Genomic DNA, 16,599 nt, shown 5'->3' on the forward strand with positions numbered 1-16,599 from the left:
GTCAGAACCGCTGCGTTTGCGCCGAAGTTGGCCCGCCCGGCCCGGGCGGGTGGCGCATCGTTGGCACCGTCATGGCCTTATTTAGCACAGACAGGCGGCCCACGGAAGGGAAAAGAACGAATAGGCGGGGTTGCGCGCCAGGATCCGGGAACCGGGCCGGAGCTCGGGCCGGGGGCCTTGGGCCGGGGGCGCGGGCCAGGGGCCTTGGGCCGGAGGCGCCGCGCTTTTGGCGCCCGTCCTCGGCATTGCGCCGGGGGCCGGGCCCCTGTCGCGCACCCCTGGCTCCGTGCCTTTGGCTTGCGGCCCGGCCCGCGCCTGTGGCGTTACGCCTGGGGCCCCGCGTCCTCGCGGGCCTCGCGCTCCATGGCCGCGCGGACCATGCGCAACTGGTCGAAGCCGTAGCGCCCGCCCAGGGCCTCGTGGGCCGGAGTCAGGGCTGCGGCGCGGCTGGCCGCCAGGGCTGCGCGCACCTCGCGTTCCTGCGCCGCGTCCAGCCCGGCGGCGGCCAGGGGGTCCACCAGCCCGGCGCCGACCAGGGCGTGCAGGTGGGCCCAGACGGTGCCCCCGGTCAGCCCGCGCTCGCGGGCCACGGCGTCCGCGTCGCCCAGCTCGCGCCACAGGCGCAGGGTTTCGGCCTGGGTCGGGCTGGGCTCCCAGGGCTCTGCGTCCTCGCGGGCCGGGGGCCGCGCGGCGGGGGCGGCGGCCCGGGGCCGGCCGTGGGCGGTCTCGTGGGCGTCCAGGGCCGCCAGGAACGTCGCGCCGTAGGCCGCCAGCTTGCGCTCGCCCACGCCGTACAGCGCGGCCAGCCCGTCGGCGTCCCCGGGGCGCGCGGCGACCATTTCCAGCAGGGTGCGGTCCTGGAACACGGCGTAGGGCGGCACGCCCTGGGCCTGGGCCAGCTCCAGGCGCAGGGCGCGCAGGGCCTCGAACAGCTCGCGGGCCTCGGCGTCCAGCCCGGCCAGGGTGGCCGGGGCGCCCGCGCGCCCGGCGCGGCCCTTCTTCCCGCGCTGGCGCACGGGGTCCCGGCGCAGGGTCACTGTGCGCTCGCCGCGCAGCACCGTCCAGCTGGCCGGGGTCAGGCGCAGGCCGCCGTGGCCCAGCGCGTCCACCTCCAAAAGCCCCCCGGCGGCCAGCTGGCGGAACACGGACATCCAGCCCCGGCGGTCCAGCTCCGGGCCGCAGCCGAAGGTCTTGAGCCGGTCGTGGCCGAAGCGGGTCATGCGCTCGGTGCTGACCCCCAGCAGCAGGTCGGCCAGGTATCCGGCGCCGAAGCACTGGTCCGTGCGGTAGACGGCGGAAAGCGCCTTCTGCGCGGCCACGGTGCCGTCCCAGGTGTCCACGGGGGTCAGGCAGTTGTCGCAGTTGGCGCAGCCGCCGGGGTGGGGCTGGCCGAAGTGCCCGAGCAGCGCCGTGCGGCGGCAGCCCGCCGTTTCGCAGTAGCCGAGCATGGCCGTGAGCTTCGTGGACTCCACGCGCTTGCGCTCGGGCGGGGCGTCCCCGGCGTCGAGCATGGCGCGCATGGCGCCCACGTCGGCCAGGCCGAAGGTCATCCAGGCGTCGGCGGGAAGGCCGTCGCGCCCGGCGCGACCGGTTTCCTGGTGGTAGGCCTCCAGGCTGCGCGGCGGGTCCAGGTGGGCCACGAAGCGCACGTTGGGCTTGTCGATGCCCATGCCGAAGGCCACGGTGGCGACCATGACCAGCCCTTCCTCGCGCATGAAGCGGTCCTGGTTGTCCTGGCGCACGGCGGGGGGCAGCCCGGCGTGGTAGGGCAGGGCGGGCACGCCGTTCTGCTCCAGCCAGCGGGCGCAGTCCTCGACCTTCTTGCGCGACAGGCGGTAGACGATGCCCGCCTCGCCCTGGTGGCGCTCGGTGATGAAGGCCAAGAGCTGCCTGCGCGGGTGGTCCTTGGGCAGCACGGTGTAGCGCAGGTTGGGCCGGTCGAACCCGGCGGAGAAGACGCGGGCGCCTTCGAAGCGCAGGCGCCGGATGATGTCTTCGCGGGTCGGGCCGTCGGCGGTGGCGGTCAGCGCCAGGCGCGGCACGGCGGGCCAGCGCTCGGCCAGCACGTCCAGTTGCAGGTATTCGGGCCGGAAGTCGTGGCCCCATTGCGAGGCGCAGTGGGCCTCGTCGATGGCGAACAGCGCCAGGGGCGTGCGGCCTAGCAGCTCCAAGAAGCGCGGGGTCAGCAGCCGCTCGGGGGCCACGTAGACCAGGTCCAGCGCGCCTTCGGCCATGGCGCGTTCGGCCTGGGCGGCCTCGCCGGGGGTCAGGGCGGAGTTGATGGCCGCCGCGCGCACGCCCATCTGGTGCAGGGCCTGCACCTGGTCGCGCATCAGCGCGATGAGCGGCGAGACCACCACGCACACGCCGTCCAGCAGCAGCGCCGGGAGCTGGTAGCACAGCGACTTGCCCCCGCCCGTGGGCATGAGCACCACCGCGTCGCCGCCCGCGAGCACGTGTTCGATGACCGGCCATTGCAGGCCCCGGAAGTCGGGGAAGCCGAAGGTTGTGCGCAGCTGGGCCTGGGCGCGGGCGAGCATGGTCGTCCTTGGGGCTGGGGTGGTCGGGGCGGGGCTTGGCCGAGGGCCCTGGTGTACCCCATGTCGGCGCGGGTGACAAATGGGCGGCGGGGCCAGTTACGCCCCGGGGCGCCTGGGCTGGCGGGGGATTTCGGCCCCGGCCCCTTGTGACGCTTGCGCGGCGTCGCGCAAACGTCACCCAATGTCCATGGTCCCGTTACCCGGGTGGATGCAATTGGGATACACCCAACTGGCCTTGATGACGGGAGGTTCCGGTCGTGAAAAGGCGCAAGGACTCCATTTCCGCTTCCTTCCAAGGAGTGCATATGCTCGAAACCCTGCGCGGTTTTGGATCGGGTCTTTTCATGCGCGAGCAGGCGCCGCCGCCCGCTACGGCCTACCAGGGCGGGCGGACCCTGCGTTTCCTCATGCCCGAGGAGCGCCGCAGGCTGGAGGGCTCTCTGGCCGCGGGCAACATGCTGGCGCTCATCTACCTGGAGGTGGAGAACTTCCAGGTTTTTTCCGACGTGTACGGCGGCCTGGTGGCCGGGCGCATCCAGGACATCGTGCAGCAGGAGCTGGAAACCCTGCGCGACGAGAAGCTCGTGGATTGCCGCATCAGCTACATAGAGACCCTGGAGCCCGGGCGGCACCTGCTGCTGTGTGGCGGCCCCCACTGGGACGAGGGCTACCTGGGCGAACTGGTGCTGGCCATCCGCCTGCGCGTCAAGAGCCGGGTCAAGCAGGAATCTTTGAACCTCACGGGCCAGAGCCTGAACGTGCTGGCGGGCTACGGCCTGTTCGACAGGACCGCCGGCAGCCTGGGCGACGCGGTGTTCGGCGCGCTGTCCGACGCCCGGCGCGTGGCCGCCGGGGCGCTGGACGTGACCAAGCTCTCGCTGCTCAAGGAGTTCCGCGAGATCGTCAGCGACCGGCTCATCCGCAGTGCCTACCAGCCCATCGTGGACCTGGACACCGGCTCCATCCTGGCCTGGGAGGCCCTGGCCCGGGGTCCCGAGGGCTCGCATTTCCAGTCCCCCGCCGTGCTGTTCGACTTCGCCGAGGAGGTGGACCAGGTCTTCGCCCTGGAGAAATCCTGCCGCGAGAGCGCCATCCACCGCCTGGGCACCATCGGCCCCGAGCAGAAGCTCTTCCTCAACGTCCACCCCCGGACCATGGTCGATCCCGCCTTCTCGCCGGGCGAGACCGTGCGCCTTTTGGGCAAGAGCGGCCTGGCGCCCTCCGACGTGGTGCTGGAAATCACCGAGCGCCACAGCGTGCGCGATTTCGCCCTGTTCCACCGCACCCTGGACCACTACCGCAGCCAGGGCTTCCAGGTGGCGGTGGACGACGTGGGCACCGGCTATTCCGGGCTGTGGTCCATCGCCGAGATCCGCCCGGACTTCCTCAAGGAGGACATGTCGCTGGTGCGCGAGATCGACCACAACCCGGTCAAGCGCGCGCTCATGGAGACCCTGGTCACGTTCTCGGACAACATCGGCTGCCAGCTCATCGCCGAGGGCATCGAGAACGAGGGCGAGCTGGCCACCTTGATGCGCATGGGCGTGCACTACGGCCAGGGGTTCTTCCTGGCGCGGCCCGGCTACCCCAAGCCCGGGCTGCCGCCCGAGGTGCAGCGCCATTTTTCGCGCGGCGGGCGCGGCATGGTCGCCGACCGTAAGCTTTCGGCGGTGATGCGCGACCTGGTGGAAAAGGCGCCCACCGTGACCCAGGACACCAGCGTCAGCGAGGTCAAGGACTTGTTGCGCGGCGCCGGGCTCATGGGCTCGGTGGTCGTCATGCGCGCCGACCGGCCCGTGGGGCTGGTCATGAACCACCACCTGGACCAGGCCCTGTCGTCGCAGTACGGCCTGGCGCTGTACTACAACCGCCCCGTGAGCCTGATCATGGACCCCTCGCCGCTGTACGCCGAGGGCACCACCGCCGTGGAAAACGTGGCCCGCGAGGCCATGAAGCGCAAGAAAGCCAAGGTCTTCGACCATATCGTGGTCACCGAGCGCGGGCATCTGCTGGGCGTGGTCTCCGTGCAGCACATGATGGACGTCATCGCCACGGCCCAGGTGGAAATGGCCAAGGGCATGAACCCGCTCTCGGGCCTGCCGGGTAACGTGGCCATCGAGCTGGAGCTGGAGCGGCGCTGCAACACGGGCACGCCGTTCGCCGTCATCTACGCCGACCTGGACAACTTCAAGGTCTACAACGACACCTACGGCTTCAAGAACGGCGACCAGGTGATCCTGATGCTGGCGCGGATCATGGACTGGGCCGCGCGGCGCCATGGCGGCGTGCAGCGCGACTTCGTGGGCCACATCGGCGGCGACGACATGGTCATCATGTGCGAGCAGGACCGCGCCGAGCGCATCTGCAAGGCCATCGTGCGCTGCTTCGGGCGGCTCATCCGCCGCTGCTACATGCCCAGCGACCGCGAGCGCGGCTGGATCGAATGCAAGGGCCGCGAGGGCGAGACGCGCCGCTTCCCGCTCATTTCCGTGTCCCTGGCCATCGTGGACTGCATGGGCGTGTGCGACCTCTCGGCCCTGGGCCACCGCGCCGCCGAGGTCAAGAAGTACGCCAAGAGCATCGACGGCAACTCCTACGTGCGCGACCGGCGCGGCGGCGTGGCCGGGGCCCCCGGAGCCGAGGCCAAGGCCGCCTGCCCGCTCGGGGCGCCGCCCGCCGCCCCCCGGGCGGAGCCGCTGCCCGCGCCCCTGGCCGCCGCCGCCGGGCAGTAACCGCCGGGTTTTCCTCCCTCGATGCAGGCCCCGCCCTGAGGCCCGCCGCGCAACGCCCGGCCCGGGCCGCCCCGCCCCTGGCGGCCCGGGCCACCGCGAGTTCTGCCACCCTTTGCCGCGTGTTCGCATTTCCCGGGCCGCACCCGGGCCGCCCTTCTGGCCCGCGCAGCCGCTGCGGCGCGGGCTGGCCGCGAATGGCGGCCCCGGCCTGCTGTCCGCGCCCGCAGCGTCGCCCTGGCCCCCGGCGCCCAGCCCCTGCGGGGGCGCGGCTTGTGCGCCAATGGACAAAGCGGGCCCTTTTCGGTATGGCACACGACCACCTGTTGCCAAAATCGATTTTTCGGAGGGTCCATGAGCACCAAGGTCTATTATATCGAGGGGGACGGCATCGGCCCCGAAGTCTGGGCCGCCGGGCGGCCCGTGTTGGACGCCGCAGTGGAGAAGGCCTACGGCGGGGCGCGCGCCCTGGAGTGGGTCGAGCTGCTGGCGGGCGAGAAGGCCTACCGCGAGACCGGCAGCCACCTGCCCGACGAGACCATGGCCGCCCTGCGCGGCGCCACCCTGGCCATGAAGGGCCCGCTGACCACCCCGGTGGGCAAGGGCTTCCGCAGCCTGAACGTGACCCTGCGCCAGGTGCTGGACCTCTACGCCTGCATCCGGCCCATCCGCTATTTCGAGGGCGTGGAGTCGCCCGTCAAGCGCCCGCAGGACGTGGACATGGTCGTCTTCCGCGAGAACACCGAGGACGTGTACGCGGGCATCGAATACGCCGCCGGAACCCCCGAGGCCAGAAAGCTCATCGCCTTTCTGCGCGACGAGCTGGGCGCCCAGGTGGACGAACTGGCGGGCGTGGGCGTGAAGCCCATGACGGCCAAGGGCTCCAAGCGTCTGGTGCGCAAGGCCCTGCGCTTCGCCCTGGACCACGGCAAGCCCAGCGTGACCCTCTCGCACAAGGGCAACATCATGAAGCACACCGAGGGCGCCTTCCGGGCCTGGGGCTACGAGGTGGCCGCCGCGGAGTTCGCCGCCAGCGTGATGACCGAGGACGAGGCCAAGGCCGGGGGCGCCAAGCCCGTGGTCATCAAGGACCGCATCGCCGACGCCATGTTCCAGAACGTGCTGATGTACCCGCGCGACTACAGCGTCATCGCCACCACCAACCTGAACGGCGACTACATCTCCGACGCCCTGGCGGCCCAGGTCGGCGGCCTGGGGCTGGCCCCGGGCGTGAACATGTCCGACGAGCTGGCCTTCTTCGAGCCGACCCACGGCACGGCGCCGACCATCGCCGGGCAGGACAAGGCCAACCCCGGCAGCCTGATCCTCTCCGGGGCCATGCTCCTGGAGCACGCCGGGATGCCCGAGGCCGCCGCGCTGATCCACGCCGCCGTCAATACCGTCATCTCCCGCCGCCGCGTCACCGTGGACCTGGCCGGGCAGATCGAGGGCGCCACGGTGGTCGGCTGTCGCGAGTTCGGCGAGCTGCTGGGCCAGGCCCTGTAGCGCCCGGTGCGCCCAGAACGCCCGCCCGTGCGGCAGGCAAAAGCCCCCGCCTTCGTGGAAAGCGGGGGCTTTTTCATGGCCGCGCGAGCCTGCCGGGGCGGGCTACTGTTCGCCCGTGCTCCGGGGGCCGCCGTCGCGGCTCTTGCGGGTGCGCTTGACGCGGTACATGGCCTGGTCGGCCTTCTCCAGCAGGCCTTCCACGTTCGTGCCGTCGGTGGGGAACAAGGCCACGCCGATGCTGGCCCCGAGCTCCAGGGGCGTGGACTCGAAGCTGAACGGGCGACAGACGGCGCTTTCCACTCGCTCGGCGTGCTTGCGGGCGTTGTCCAGGCTTTGGACCTCGGGCAGCACCACGCCGAACTCGTCGCCGCCCAGGCGGGCCACGGTGTCCGACTGGCGCGACACGGCGTGCAGTCGCTCGGCCAGCTCGCTGATGGCGGCGTCGCCCGCGCGGTGGCCGTGGGTGTCGTTGATGGCCTTCAGGCCGTCCATGTCGAGGATCATGACGCCCAGGCACGACGCGTTGCGGTTGGCCATGGTCATGGCCTGGCGCAGCCGGTCGTAGAACAGGGCCCGGTTGGCTAGCCCCGTCATGCTGTCGTGGGTTGCCAGGTGGTAGAGCTCGTCGCGCTCGTGGCGCGCCGCATAGAACATTGCTGCCGCCACGAGCTCGGACATGCGGGAAAGGATTTCGATATGCAGCTCGTTGAAGTGGTTCGCCTCGGGCGAGAGAATCTTCAGCACGCCCACCACTGTCTCGGCGTGCAGCAGCGGAGCCACGACCATGGACCGCAGCCCGACCTTGCGGCAGGCGTCGCGGTCCACGCGCTGGTCCTGCTCGCTGTCGTGGCAGGTCAGGATGTCGGCGGTTGCGACGCACAGGCCCGAGAGGCTGCCCTGGCGGCGCAGGCGCAGCCCCAGGTTGGACTGGGCGATGCCCGACACCGCGCGGTAGACCATCTCCTCGCCCTCGGCCAGTTCGACGATGGCGCCGCCGGCTCCGGTCAGCAGGGGCAGCCGCTCGGCCATTAGGTGCATGACGGCGCCCAGATCCTGCCCCAGCTTCACGATGGCGGTCTGGGTGTCGATGATTTGGGTCAGGACGTCCGGCGTGAGAACCGTCCCGGCACTGGGGTCTGGCATCGGGGGCCTCCTTGGGCTGCGGGGGGAGGCCTGGGCGCGGCGCATCGCCTCCGCAAAGCGGTGTGGTGTTAGCGGAGCATGCCAAAGGGTGGAGTGGGAGGCAAGCGTCGCGCAGCCCGTAAAGCCAGTTTCGCCGCAGTAACCGTGACGAGACGCCGCATGCTGATGGTGTTTCGTTCGCTGATACGGTATGTCGGCTTTGCTATATCGTTAATATGTTTTGCATGCGTACAGGGGGGTGCGCAAGGTTATGTTTTTACAAAGCGGGCACCCCTGTGCGCAGGGTGCCCCGCAAGGGACGGGGAGGCCTGTGGGGGAAGGCTAGAACCAGAATGACAGCAGCACGCACAGGGGCAAGGCGGGCAGGAAGTTGGTCAGCGGGATGCGCTTGATGTTGAGCAGGTTCAGCCCGATGCCCAGGATGAGCACCCCGCCCGTGGCCGTGAGCTGGGCGATCATGGCCTCGGTGAACAGGTGCTGGAGCAGCCCGGCGAACAGCGTCAGGCCATACTGGTACAGGAACAGCGGGACCACGGAGAACAGCACGCCCAGCCCGTAGGTCGCCGCCAGGGCGATGGCCGCGAAGCCGTCGAGCATGGATTTGGTGAACAGCAGCGTGGGATCGCCGCGCAGGCCTTCGTCGAAGGCGCCCAGGATGGTCATGGAGCCCACGCAGAAGATCAGGAAGGCCGTGACCAGCCCGTCGGTGAACAGCTCGTTGTCCGATTTGAGCCGCGCCTTGAGCCGTTCCGACAGGGCCTCGAAGCGCCGCTCCAGCCCGAGCAGCTCGCCCGCCACCGCGCCCATGACCACGCTGAAGATGACCACCAGCGGGTTGTGCATCTTGAGGATCATTGTCACGCCGATGGCCAGGGTGCACAGCCCCAGCCCCTGGAAGACCACCAGCCGTAAGCGCTCGGGCAGCCGGTTGCCCGCCAGCAGCCCGGCGGCCCCGCCGACCAGCACGGCCAGCACGTTGACGATGGTTCCCACAGGCAGCATCGGGACGCTGTTAGGCCATGGCGCCGCGAAACACAAGCCCCGGGTGGGCGGCGCGGGCGCGCGGGCGCGCGGGGTTGCGCCACCCGGCGCAAAAGCCTGGAGCTGCCCCACGGCGGGGCGCGGGCGCGCGGGGTTGCGGATGCACGAAGCCGCGTGGTCCACGAACAGCACCGCGGGCGCGCGGGGTTGCGCCCGGGGCGGTTCGCGGGCATGGTGGCCCCAGGGGAGAGCGGGCCAAAGGAGGAAACGATGCGCAGCTATCTCGACGCGTTGCAGCAGCCTGGGCAGACGGTGAACCCGCTGTTCGCCACCCTGGGGGTGGAGGTGGAGCACGTCACCGACGGCGAGGCGACCCTGCGCCTGCCGCCCAACGCGGGGCTGGTGCAGGGCGGGGGCGTGGTGGCCGGGGGCGTGCTGGCGACCCTGGCCGACGAGGCCATGGCCCACGCGGTCATCGGCGGGCTGGCCGAGGGGCTGATTACGGCCACGGTGGAGTGCTCGGTGCGCTTTTTGTCGCCCGCGCGGCCCGGCGCGGCGCTGCGGGCCCGGGCCGTGGTCGTCCGCCGGGGGCGGACCATCGTCTTCGCCGAGGCCAGCGTCACCGACAGCGATGGCCGCCTGCTGGCCCGCGCCTCGGGCTCCTTCCTGGTCATGCCCCGCAGGCCCGGCCCCGAGGCCGCCGCGCCCGATACCCCTTGACGCCGCCCGGGCGATGCCATAGGAAAACCGGGCACTGGCCGGGGTGGCGGAACTGGTAGACGCACCAGACTCAAAATCTGGCATTGGCGACAATGTGCGGGTTCGATTCCCGCCCCCGGTACCATTGAACAACAGGTTCCCGCATCCGAAATGGGTGCGGGAACCTGTTGTTTTTGGCCGTGGGACTCCGGCGGAGCGGGGTGGTGCCGTGGGCGGCCAAGCGGCGTGACCGCGCAGTGACTTCGCCGAAATCTATACGCCGAGGGCCTATCCACGCCCCTTGACAACGGATGCGTCATGACACATAGAGCTTTATTGATCAATGACTTTCAACCGCATTGTCTAAATCCCTTGGAGGTTCTGCTGCATGTGGCGCAAGCCTGTGACCGTCCACTACCGTCGTTTCACATGGGACACGAATCCGCCAAGGAAGAGCTTTGAAGAACTCGTTAGGCAGGCCGCTGAGCACCAGCCTCAAGGTTCTCCCGCGAAGCTCAAAGAGAGGTACCGGCTCAGGATGTTGAGGCGAGATGAAGATAGCCTTTTTATCAACGCTTTGGCGGTCGAAAAAGACTACCTTTTTGGGGACATCACACACTTTACGAAAGACCAAACTCAAGCACTCTTCGATGACAGCAAAGAAGACGCTCCTATGGCGGATGTCCAACAATTGCCGAAGCCGGAGAATGGTGAACTGATCCACTCGCTGATGTACTGGATGGTCAAAAATGACCATGTATTTCTCCTGCAAAGTCAGTCTCTTCGGACCGAAGCTGCGGAAGAATATTTTTCGTGGCTATTGGCAGATAAAACGGGCGTCCTGCCTAAAGGGGTCAAGGTCGTCTTTGCCAGCAAGTTCGACGCACAGGCGGTAGGAGGTGATCTCGAGGACATTAGGGAAGTCATCGTCGGAGGAACGGTCACGCGGCAGGCTGGACCGGAGTCGCTTCCAACAGAGACCGTGGTTGAAGAGTCGGGGGGGTTGAGCCAAACGTTGCTAGCTGGCTGGCTCAAGGCCCGAAAAGTTCTTGTTGCCCTGATTGATAATGAGGCCGATGTTGAAAAAATAATGCAAAAATTACCTGAAGATGGCTCACTTTCAGTGGAAGTTCACATCGGATATAAAACAAAAAAGCGGAAAATGAGCCGTGCCATACTGAAGGATCTGGAAGTTGGATTGAGGAATCTCCCTGATAGCCAACTGCAGGTTCGTGGCAAAGATGGACGGCAGGCTCCAGATGGAACGGTGCGTTTACAACATCCTGCGAGTGTCCTTTTTGTTACCCACGGTGAAGGGGAAGCCAAAAGGCCAACCAGCCTGCTCCAACCAGAAGATGTCTTGCGATCGATGCTCGAAGCCTATAATGTTTTTGTCTCCAATGGGAAAATAACAGACGGCGTGCAACGTGGACAGCAGACTTAAGCATATTTTTCAACTGGTATCAGCGGTTGCGGTAGGCATTGCCGCCCACCGCTGGGTGAACCTTTCAGTTTGGGAAGGCATGGCCAATGGGCTCTTCGCCTTTCTTGGACTACTCGTGGCCGCGCTGGTTCAGGTGATACCGATTACCGCCGGATTTACCCAGCCCGACTTCGTGTCACCTGCCGAGGCGAAGAAACTTGGGACCGCTCTCGAGATTCAGCAAAAGCTATGGCTTGCGTTGCTCGGGATAGCCTTCGTGTCAGTCTTGGTGCTCGTCCTAGGCGTAGCCGTCGCCCCCCACGATAAGGAAGTCTTGGCAGCAGACTCTTTGCGTTCTTTATCCGCCCCTTGGTTAAGTGGTGCGATTGCCTTCATGGTGTGGTATGTAGCCATCCGTGCATTATCATTGATTCCTGGTGTATTGAGCTTGCAGAGAATTCGCAGCAGATTGAACATAGAAGCGGCCAAACATCATGAGCGGGTTCGACCCCAGGCCTTTGATAATCAGAACATCATTGCTTCTGCAAGGCCAATTGTTCCTGATGGGTATGGGAAAATGATCACTCCAAAGAAGGATGAAGACGCTTCTCACTCAGCGGACACCTGATAGCGAACGGAGACTGTCCAAAGCGCAGAGGCGTTAGGCAGGACAACATGTGGGATAGTTTCTTTGGCTTTCTTTTGTATTCCTTCTAGGCCCAGCACATTGCGGTTGTGCCTCTACACCCCTCTGGCAACAGGTTCCCGCATCCGAAAAGGGTGCGGGGACCTGTTGTTTTTTGGGCGTGGGATTCCGGCGGAGCGGGGTGGGGCCGTGGCGGCAGGCCCTGACCGGGCCGGGCAGGCAGGGCCTCGGCAGAGCTCTGGGTTCCGCGCGCCGCAGCCCAGGATGACGCCCGGCGCTCTGGCCATGCCCGGGCGTGACCAGGGTATGGGCCTGGGCAGCGCTGGAGACGGGGCTCGGCGTTCTGCGCCCCGAGCCTTTGCCCGTGCCTCGACCCCTGCCCTGGCCGGGCCCGGGCGGGTCCGGGCGTCCACGGACCTGGAGCGGGCTGCGCGTTCGTACCGTCGGCCCGGGCCTGCCCGGACGCCCCGCCCCGCGCGCAAGTTCCTGGCCTGCGTCAATAAATCCCGCCGCCTTGTGTTGACACTGATTTTCATTTTCAATATTTATGGCTCCGGCCCTGGTGAACCCCGGCCAAAGGAGTGGCGATGGGCAAGGTCAATTCGCATCTGGCGCACGATCCGGTTCGAGAGTTGTGGCCCCTCATGGAGCGCCTGGGCACGCCGTTGCAGGTGCTGGACATGGGCGGGCGGCTTTTGGAGTGCAACCCTGCGGCCCGCAGCCTGCTGGGCCTGGGGGACGACGACTGCTGGCGGGGGCGCTGCCTGTGCTCCGGCAACGGCAACGGCGGCGGCGCGGCCCACCTGCCGGAGCTGCTGCGCGAATGCGCCCAGGGCCTGCGCGACGAGTTCGTCGTGGAGGAAGACCTGCCCGCGCCGGACGGCGAGGCGCTCACCGTGCGCCGCAGCGGGGCCGTGCTGCGCGACGGGCAGGGCCGGCCCCTGTGCGTTGTGGCCGCCCTGGAGGACCGCTCCGCCGTGCGCCGGGCCGAGGTCCGCCTGCGCCACGCCGCCCTGCACGACGCCCTGACCGGCCTGCCCAACCGCACGCTGTTCATGGAGCGGCTGCAAAGCGCCCACCGCCTGGCCCGGCGCCACGACGACTACGATTTTTCCGTGCTCTTCCTGGACTTCGACCGCTTCAAGCTGGTCAACGACAGCCTGGGCCACCGCGCGGGGGACGAGTTCCTGAACTGCGCGGCGGCGCGCATCCGCTCCTGCCTGCGCGACGTGGACACCCTGGCGCGCTTTGGCGGCGACGAGTTCACCGTGCTGCTGCCCGACGCCTGGGAGCTGCGCGAGGTCAGGGGCGTCATCGAGCGCATCCGCGAAACCCTGGGCGAGCCGGTGCGCTTCGGCGACCGCGAGTTCTTCAGCAGCGTGAGCATCGGCGTGGTGCTGGGCGCGGGCCGCTACCAAAGCGCCGAGGACATCATGCGCGACGCCGAGACGGCCATGTACCGCTCCAAGGCCGCAGGCAAGGCGGGCTACGCCCTGTTCGACGACGGCATGCACCGCCACGCGCTGCGCCTGCTGGAGTGCGAGGCCGAGCTGCGCCGGGCCCTGGCGCGCGACGAGCTGATCCTGCACTACCAGCCCATAGTGGACCTGGAGAGCGCGGCGGTGTCCGGGGTGGAGGCGCTCATCCGCTGGCAGCACCCCGAGCGCGGTCTGCTGCCCCCGGGGGAGTTCATCCCCCTGGCCGAGGAGGCCGGGCTGATCATGGACATCGACCGCTGGGTGCTGGGCGAGGCCTGCCGCCAGCTGCGCGCCTGGGCCGGGGCCGGGCTGCCCGGCCAGGCCACGGTGAGCGTCAACCTGTCGCCGCGCTTCTTCATGCGCCACGACGCGGCCAGGGACTTCGAAGCCATCGTGCGTGCCAGCGGCGCCCCGGCCAGCCGCCTCAAGATCGAGATCACCGAATCGCTGCTGCTGGACCCCTCCAGCGAGGTGGAGCAGGCCATCGGCACCGTGCGGGCCATGGGCGCGTCCCTGGTCATGGACGATTTCGGCACGGGCTACTCGTCGCTGTCCAACCTGCACCGCTTCCCCTTCGACACCATCAAGATCGACCGCTCCTTCATCGCGCGCATGGTGGACAGCCCGGTCCATGGCGGCACCGTGCGGGCCATCATCGGCCTGGGGCGCACCTTCGGCATGGACGTGGTGGCCGAGGGCGTGGAGACGCCCGGGCAGGCCGAAGCCCTGCGGGCCCTGGGCTGCGACCGCGCCCAGGGCTGGCTCTACGCCCGCGCGGTGGACGCGCACGCCGCCGGGGCCCTGCTCGGCAGGGCGCTGTACGCCGGGGGGCGCGAGGGCGGGCCGGGGAGCGCGCCGCTGGCCGTGGGGGCCTGAGGGCCAGGGCGCCCGGGCCCCGGGCCGCACGGCCCTGCGGGCCGGGCTTGGCAAACGCCGCGCCCCGGTGTATCCAATGCGCGGACCGGGGCGCCGCCCCGGCCCGCAACCCTGACGCATACCGGAGGCGGACGATGGCACGGTTTACCCTGGGCGGGGCGCTGCTGGCCCTGCTGCTTGTCGCGGGGCTGGCCCTGGCGGGCTGCCAGACCACAGGAGCCGGGGCGCAGAAGGCCGCCCCTGCGGCCTCATCCGCCCCTGCCGTCCAGGCCGACCCCATGGCCGACCTGGACAAACGCATGTTCCTGCTGCCCGATGGCCGCGACATGAGCTACATCGTCGTGCGCGTCACGCGCCTGGGCGTGAGCGAGACTGCGGTGCGCAAGGCGGCGCAGGACCTGACCCTGGCCGACTTCCGCGCCTGGCTGAACGAGACGGCCCGGGCGCACCGCGTGAACTACCTGGGCAGCGGCAGGTTCCAGGTGGACGCCCTGGACTTCACCCTGGGCTCGGAGCGCTTCGCCGAGGCCTCCTTCCTGATGCACCTCACGCGCTTTGTCAGCGCCGGGCGCACCATCGACGGCATCATCCTCGACCAGACGGTGCTCGACGGGCGCGACCTGACCTCCTACGCGGGGCTCAAGGCCTACGAGCTGCTGCTCGAGCGCAAGGCCGGGCTCTAGGGCCCCGCCCACGCCATGCAAAAAAACGGGGTGCGACCGCAAGGCCGCACCCCGTTTGCGTTCGGCGAGGGGCTTTGGCGCTACTTGGCGTCCACCACGCGCACGGCGGTGCCGTAGCAGGAGATGTACTTGCTGCCGTCGGGATGAAAGGCCACGTTTTCCTGGTAGCCGACGATGGCGTTGGCCCCGTTGGTCAGGGCGCGGGTGATCATGCCGTAGAAGGCCTGCTCCATGTCATAGGCCCGGAAGGCGGCGAGCCCGATGATGCGGCGCACGGCCTTGCCCGGCATGTCCCCGGTGGTCACGACCTGGAACTGGCCGGAGGTGAACAGGTCCTTGGCGCTGTCGATCTTCTGTCTCTGGGCGCCTTCGGGCTCGGGGCGTTTGAGCAGCGAGAGCATGGTGGTCCTCCTTGGAAACTGGGCTTGCGGGATGCGAGGTGTCGAACCGCTGGCACTGGCCGCGCGGATCGCCCTCCTTCAAGCAAACACCTTGCCAACGGGGCAACATGCCGTAAACCAAAGATTTGTCAGGAATCGTTGCCCCGGGGGGCGCGGCGGCGGGGCCTGCGGCGTCAAGGGTCCGCTTTTCCCTCGACTTTCAAAAACCGGGGAATTAGGTAAAGGGCAGGAACCCGAACCCCGGGGCGCCCCGGGAACCTGTCTGCGAGAAGAGGCCATGCGCAAGGGTGTGAAGATTTTCGGCACGTTCAACGGCATCTCGCCCCAGGCCTTCGAACGCCTGGAGGAAGTGCTCGATTTCGACGAGGTCAGCTACGCGGACGGCACCGTGACCATCGAGCACGACGGCGAGTACGAGCAGGTGGAGGACGTGGTGCTGCGGGTCATGGAGGCCATGGCCGACGGGCACGAGAGCGGCCTGGACATCATCGACCACGACGAGAACCTGCTCACCCGCTACGTGATCGAGGCCGACGGCTTCCGCGCCAAACAGATGGACATGGACGACGTGGTGGCGCCGTACCCTAACTCCCAGGCCTGAGGCCGGGCGCGGCCCGGGGCGGCGGCCAGCCCCGGGCGCGGGCCGGGTCAGGCCGAGGCGATGACGGCGCCCAGCAGGCGCGACAGGCGCCCGGCGGCGGCCTCGGCCTGGGCGATGACGTCCGCCAGGGAGGTCTCGCCCATGCAGTCGGGCAGGTTCTTGTTGGTCAGGCACGAGATGCCCAGCACCGCAAGGCCCATATGCCGCGCGGCGATGACCTCCAGCACGGTGGACATGCCCACGGCGTCGGCCCCCAGCAGCCGGAAGGCGCGGGTTTCCGCCGGGCTCTCAAGATTTGGCCCGCTTACGCCGATATAGACACCACGCTCCAGGCGAATGCCCAGCTCGCGGGCCCGCTCCAGGGCCAGATCGCGCAGCCCGGCGTCGTAGATGCGGCTCATGTCCGGGAAGCGCTCGCCCCAGGCGTCCTGGTTGGGCCCGATGAGCGGGTTGGCCCCGGTGAAGTTGATGTGGTCGGTGATGAGCATCAGCCCGCCCGCGTCGAACTGGGGGTTCAGGGCGCCTGCGGCGTTGGTGATGATCAGCCGCGAGACGCCCAGGGCGGCCAGGGTGCGCACGCCCATGCAGACCTCGGCGGGCGACCAGCCCTCGTAGAGGTGGAAGCGCCCGCGCTGGACCCACACGGGCACCTCGCCCACCAGGGCCGCCGTCAACTTTCCGGCGTGGCTCTGCACGGTGGAGCACGGGAAGCCAGGGATGGCCGCGTAGTCGAAGGAGGCCACCTCGGCCAGGCCGTCGGCCCAGGCGCCAAGGCCCGTGCCCAGGACGACCGCGATGCGCGCCGCATGGGGCGCGGGCAGGCCCGCGCGGATGAAGTCCGCAGCTTTCTGGACTTTTTCGATGTTTTGCATAATTGTATGAGTCTTCGGGAC

13 protein-coding genes and 1 tRNA gene are annotated in these 16,599 nt (G+C 68.7%); 9 read left to right on the top strand and 5 right to left on the bottom strand.

What is annotated here, in order from left to right; all coding sequences use genetic code 11:
- Positions 1-323: 323 nt before the first annotated feature.
- Positions 324-2,540, bottom strand: coding sequence for a DNA helicase RecQ (recQ, locus tag G495_RS0103865; RefSeq protein WP_028586715.1), 2,217 nt, complete (start codon positions 2,538-2,540; stop codon positions 324-326).
- A 305-nt stretch (positions 2,541-2,845) separates the two neighbouring features.
- Here recQ and G495_RS17525 point away from each other — a divergent pair, with 305 nt between their 5' ends.
- Both G495_RS17525 and icd read left to right on the top strand, forming a co-directional pair.
- The gene (locus G495_RS17525) at positions 2,846-5,272 is read left to right on the top strand and encodes a GGDEF domain-containing protein (RefSeq protein WP_084457830.1); all 2,427 of its coding nucleotides are present in this window, start codon (positions 2,846-2,848) and stop codon (positions 5,270-5,272) included.
- A 351-nt stretch (positions 5,273-5,623) separates the two neighbouring features.
- Positions 5,624-6,775 carry an NADP-dependent isocitrate dehydrogenase gene (icd, locus tag G495_RS0103875; protein WP_028586716.1) on the top strand — a complete coding sequence of 384 codons (1,152 nt, stop codon included), beginning with the start codon at positions 5,624-5,626 and terminating at the stop codon, positions 6,773-6,775.
- A 102-nt stretch (positions 6,776-6,877) separates the two neighbouring features.
- Here the strand turns inward: icd and G495_RS17530 are convergent, their stop codons facing one another.
- Complete coding sequence (locus G495_RS17530) at positions 6,878-7,918, bottom strand: sensor domain-containing diguanylate cyclase (protein WP_035250894.1); 1,041 nt, start codon at positions 7,916-7,918, stop codon at positions 6,878-6,880.
- A 321-nt stretch (positions 7,919-8,239) separates the two neighbouring features.
- Complete coding sequence (locus G495_RS0103885) at positions 8,240-8,920, bottom strand: DUF554 domain-containing protein (RefSeq protein ID WP_028586717.1); 681 nt, start codon at positions 8,918-8,920, stop codon at positions 8,240-8,242.
- Between the two features lie 249 nt (positions 8,921-9,169).
- Between G495_RS0103885 and G495_RS17535 the strand changes: the two genes are divergently transcribed.
- The 6 genes from G495_RS17535 (at position 9,170) to G495_RS0103905 (ending at position 14,704) form a co-directional block, all read left to right on the top strand.
- Positions 9,170-9,619, top strand: a complete 450-nt coding sequence (locus G495_RS17535) for a PaaI family thioesterase (protein ID WP_035250896.1) — start codon at positions 9,170-9,172, stop codon at positions 9,617-9,619.
- 37 nt (positions 9,620-9,656) lie between these two features.
- A tRNA-Leu gene (locus tag G495_RS0103895) sits at positions 9,657-9,743 on the top strand.
- Between the two features lie 243 nt (positions 9,744-9,986).
- A complete protein-coding gene (locus G495_RS21585) occupies positions 9,987-11,042 on the top strand; it encodes a hypothetical protein (protein ID WP_156939568.1) in 1,056 nt (351 codons plus the stop codon).
- Positions 11,026-11,649 (top strand): hypothetical protein, encoded by a 624-nt coding sequence (locus tag G495_RS21590; RefSeq protein ID WP_156939569.1) that lies wholly within the window; start codon positions 11,026-11,028, stop codon positions 11,647-11,649. Before G495_RS21585 ends, G495_RS21590 begins: the two co-directional genes overlap by 17 nt.
- 605 nt (positions 11,650-12,254) lie before the next feature.
- The gene (locus tag G495_RS17540; protein WP_051445041.1) at positions 12,255-14,021 is read left to right on the top strand and encodes a putative bifunctional diguanylate cyclase/phosphodiesterase; all 1,767 of its coding nucleotides are present in this window, start codon (positions 12,255-12,257) and stop codon (positions 14,019-14,021) included.
- Between the two features lie 134 nt (positions 14,022-14,155).
- Entirely contained in the window at positions 14,156-14,704 is a 549-nt protein-coding gene (locus G495_RS0103905) for a hypothetical protein (protein WP_028586718.1), read from the top strand.
- An 80-nt stretch (positions 14,705-14,784) separates the two neighbouring features.
- Here G495_RS0103905 and G495_RS0103910 read toward each other — a convergent pair whose 3' ends face one another.
- A complete protein-coding gene (locus tag G495_RS0103910; RefSeq protein WP_028586719.1) occupies positions 14,785-15,105 on the bottom strand; it encodes a YbjQ family protein in 321 nt (106 codons plus the stop codon).
- Positions 15,106-15,382: 277 nt separating this feature from the next.
- Here G495_RS0103910 and G495_RS0103915 point away from each other — a divergent pair, with 277 nt between their 5' ends.
- The gene (locus tag G495_RS0103915; RefSeq protein WP_028586720.1) at positions 15,383-15,706 is read left to right on the top strand and encodes a hypothetical protein; all 324 of its coding nucleotides are present in this window, start codon (positions 15,383-15,385) and stop codon (positions 15,704-15,706) included.
- Positions 15,707-15,753: 47 nt separating this feature from the next.
- Here G495_RS0103915 and G495_RS0103920 read toward each other — a convergent pair whose 3' ends face one another.
- A complete protein-coding gene (locus G495_RS0103920) occupies positions 15,754-16,578 on the bottom strand; it encodes a purine-nucleoside phosphorylase (protein ID WP_028586721.1) in 825 nt (274 codons plus the stop codon).
- Positions 16,579-16,599: the final 21 nt, after the last annotated feature.

The sequence above is a fragment of the Desulfocurvus vexinensis DSM 17965 genome, assembly GCF_000519125.1.
Lineage (GTDB): Bacteria > Desulfobacterota > Desulfovibrionia > Desulfovibrionales > Desulfovibrionaceae > Desulfocurvus > Desulfocurvus vexinensis.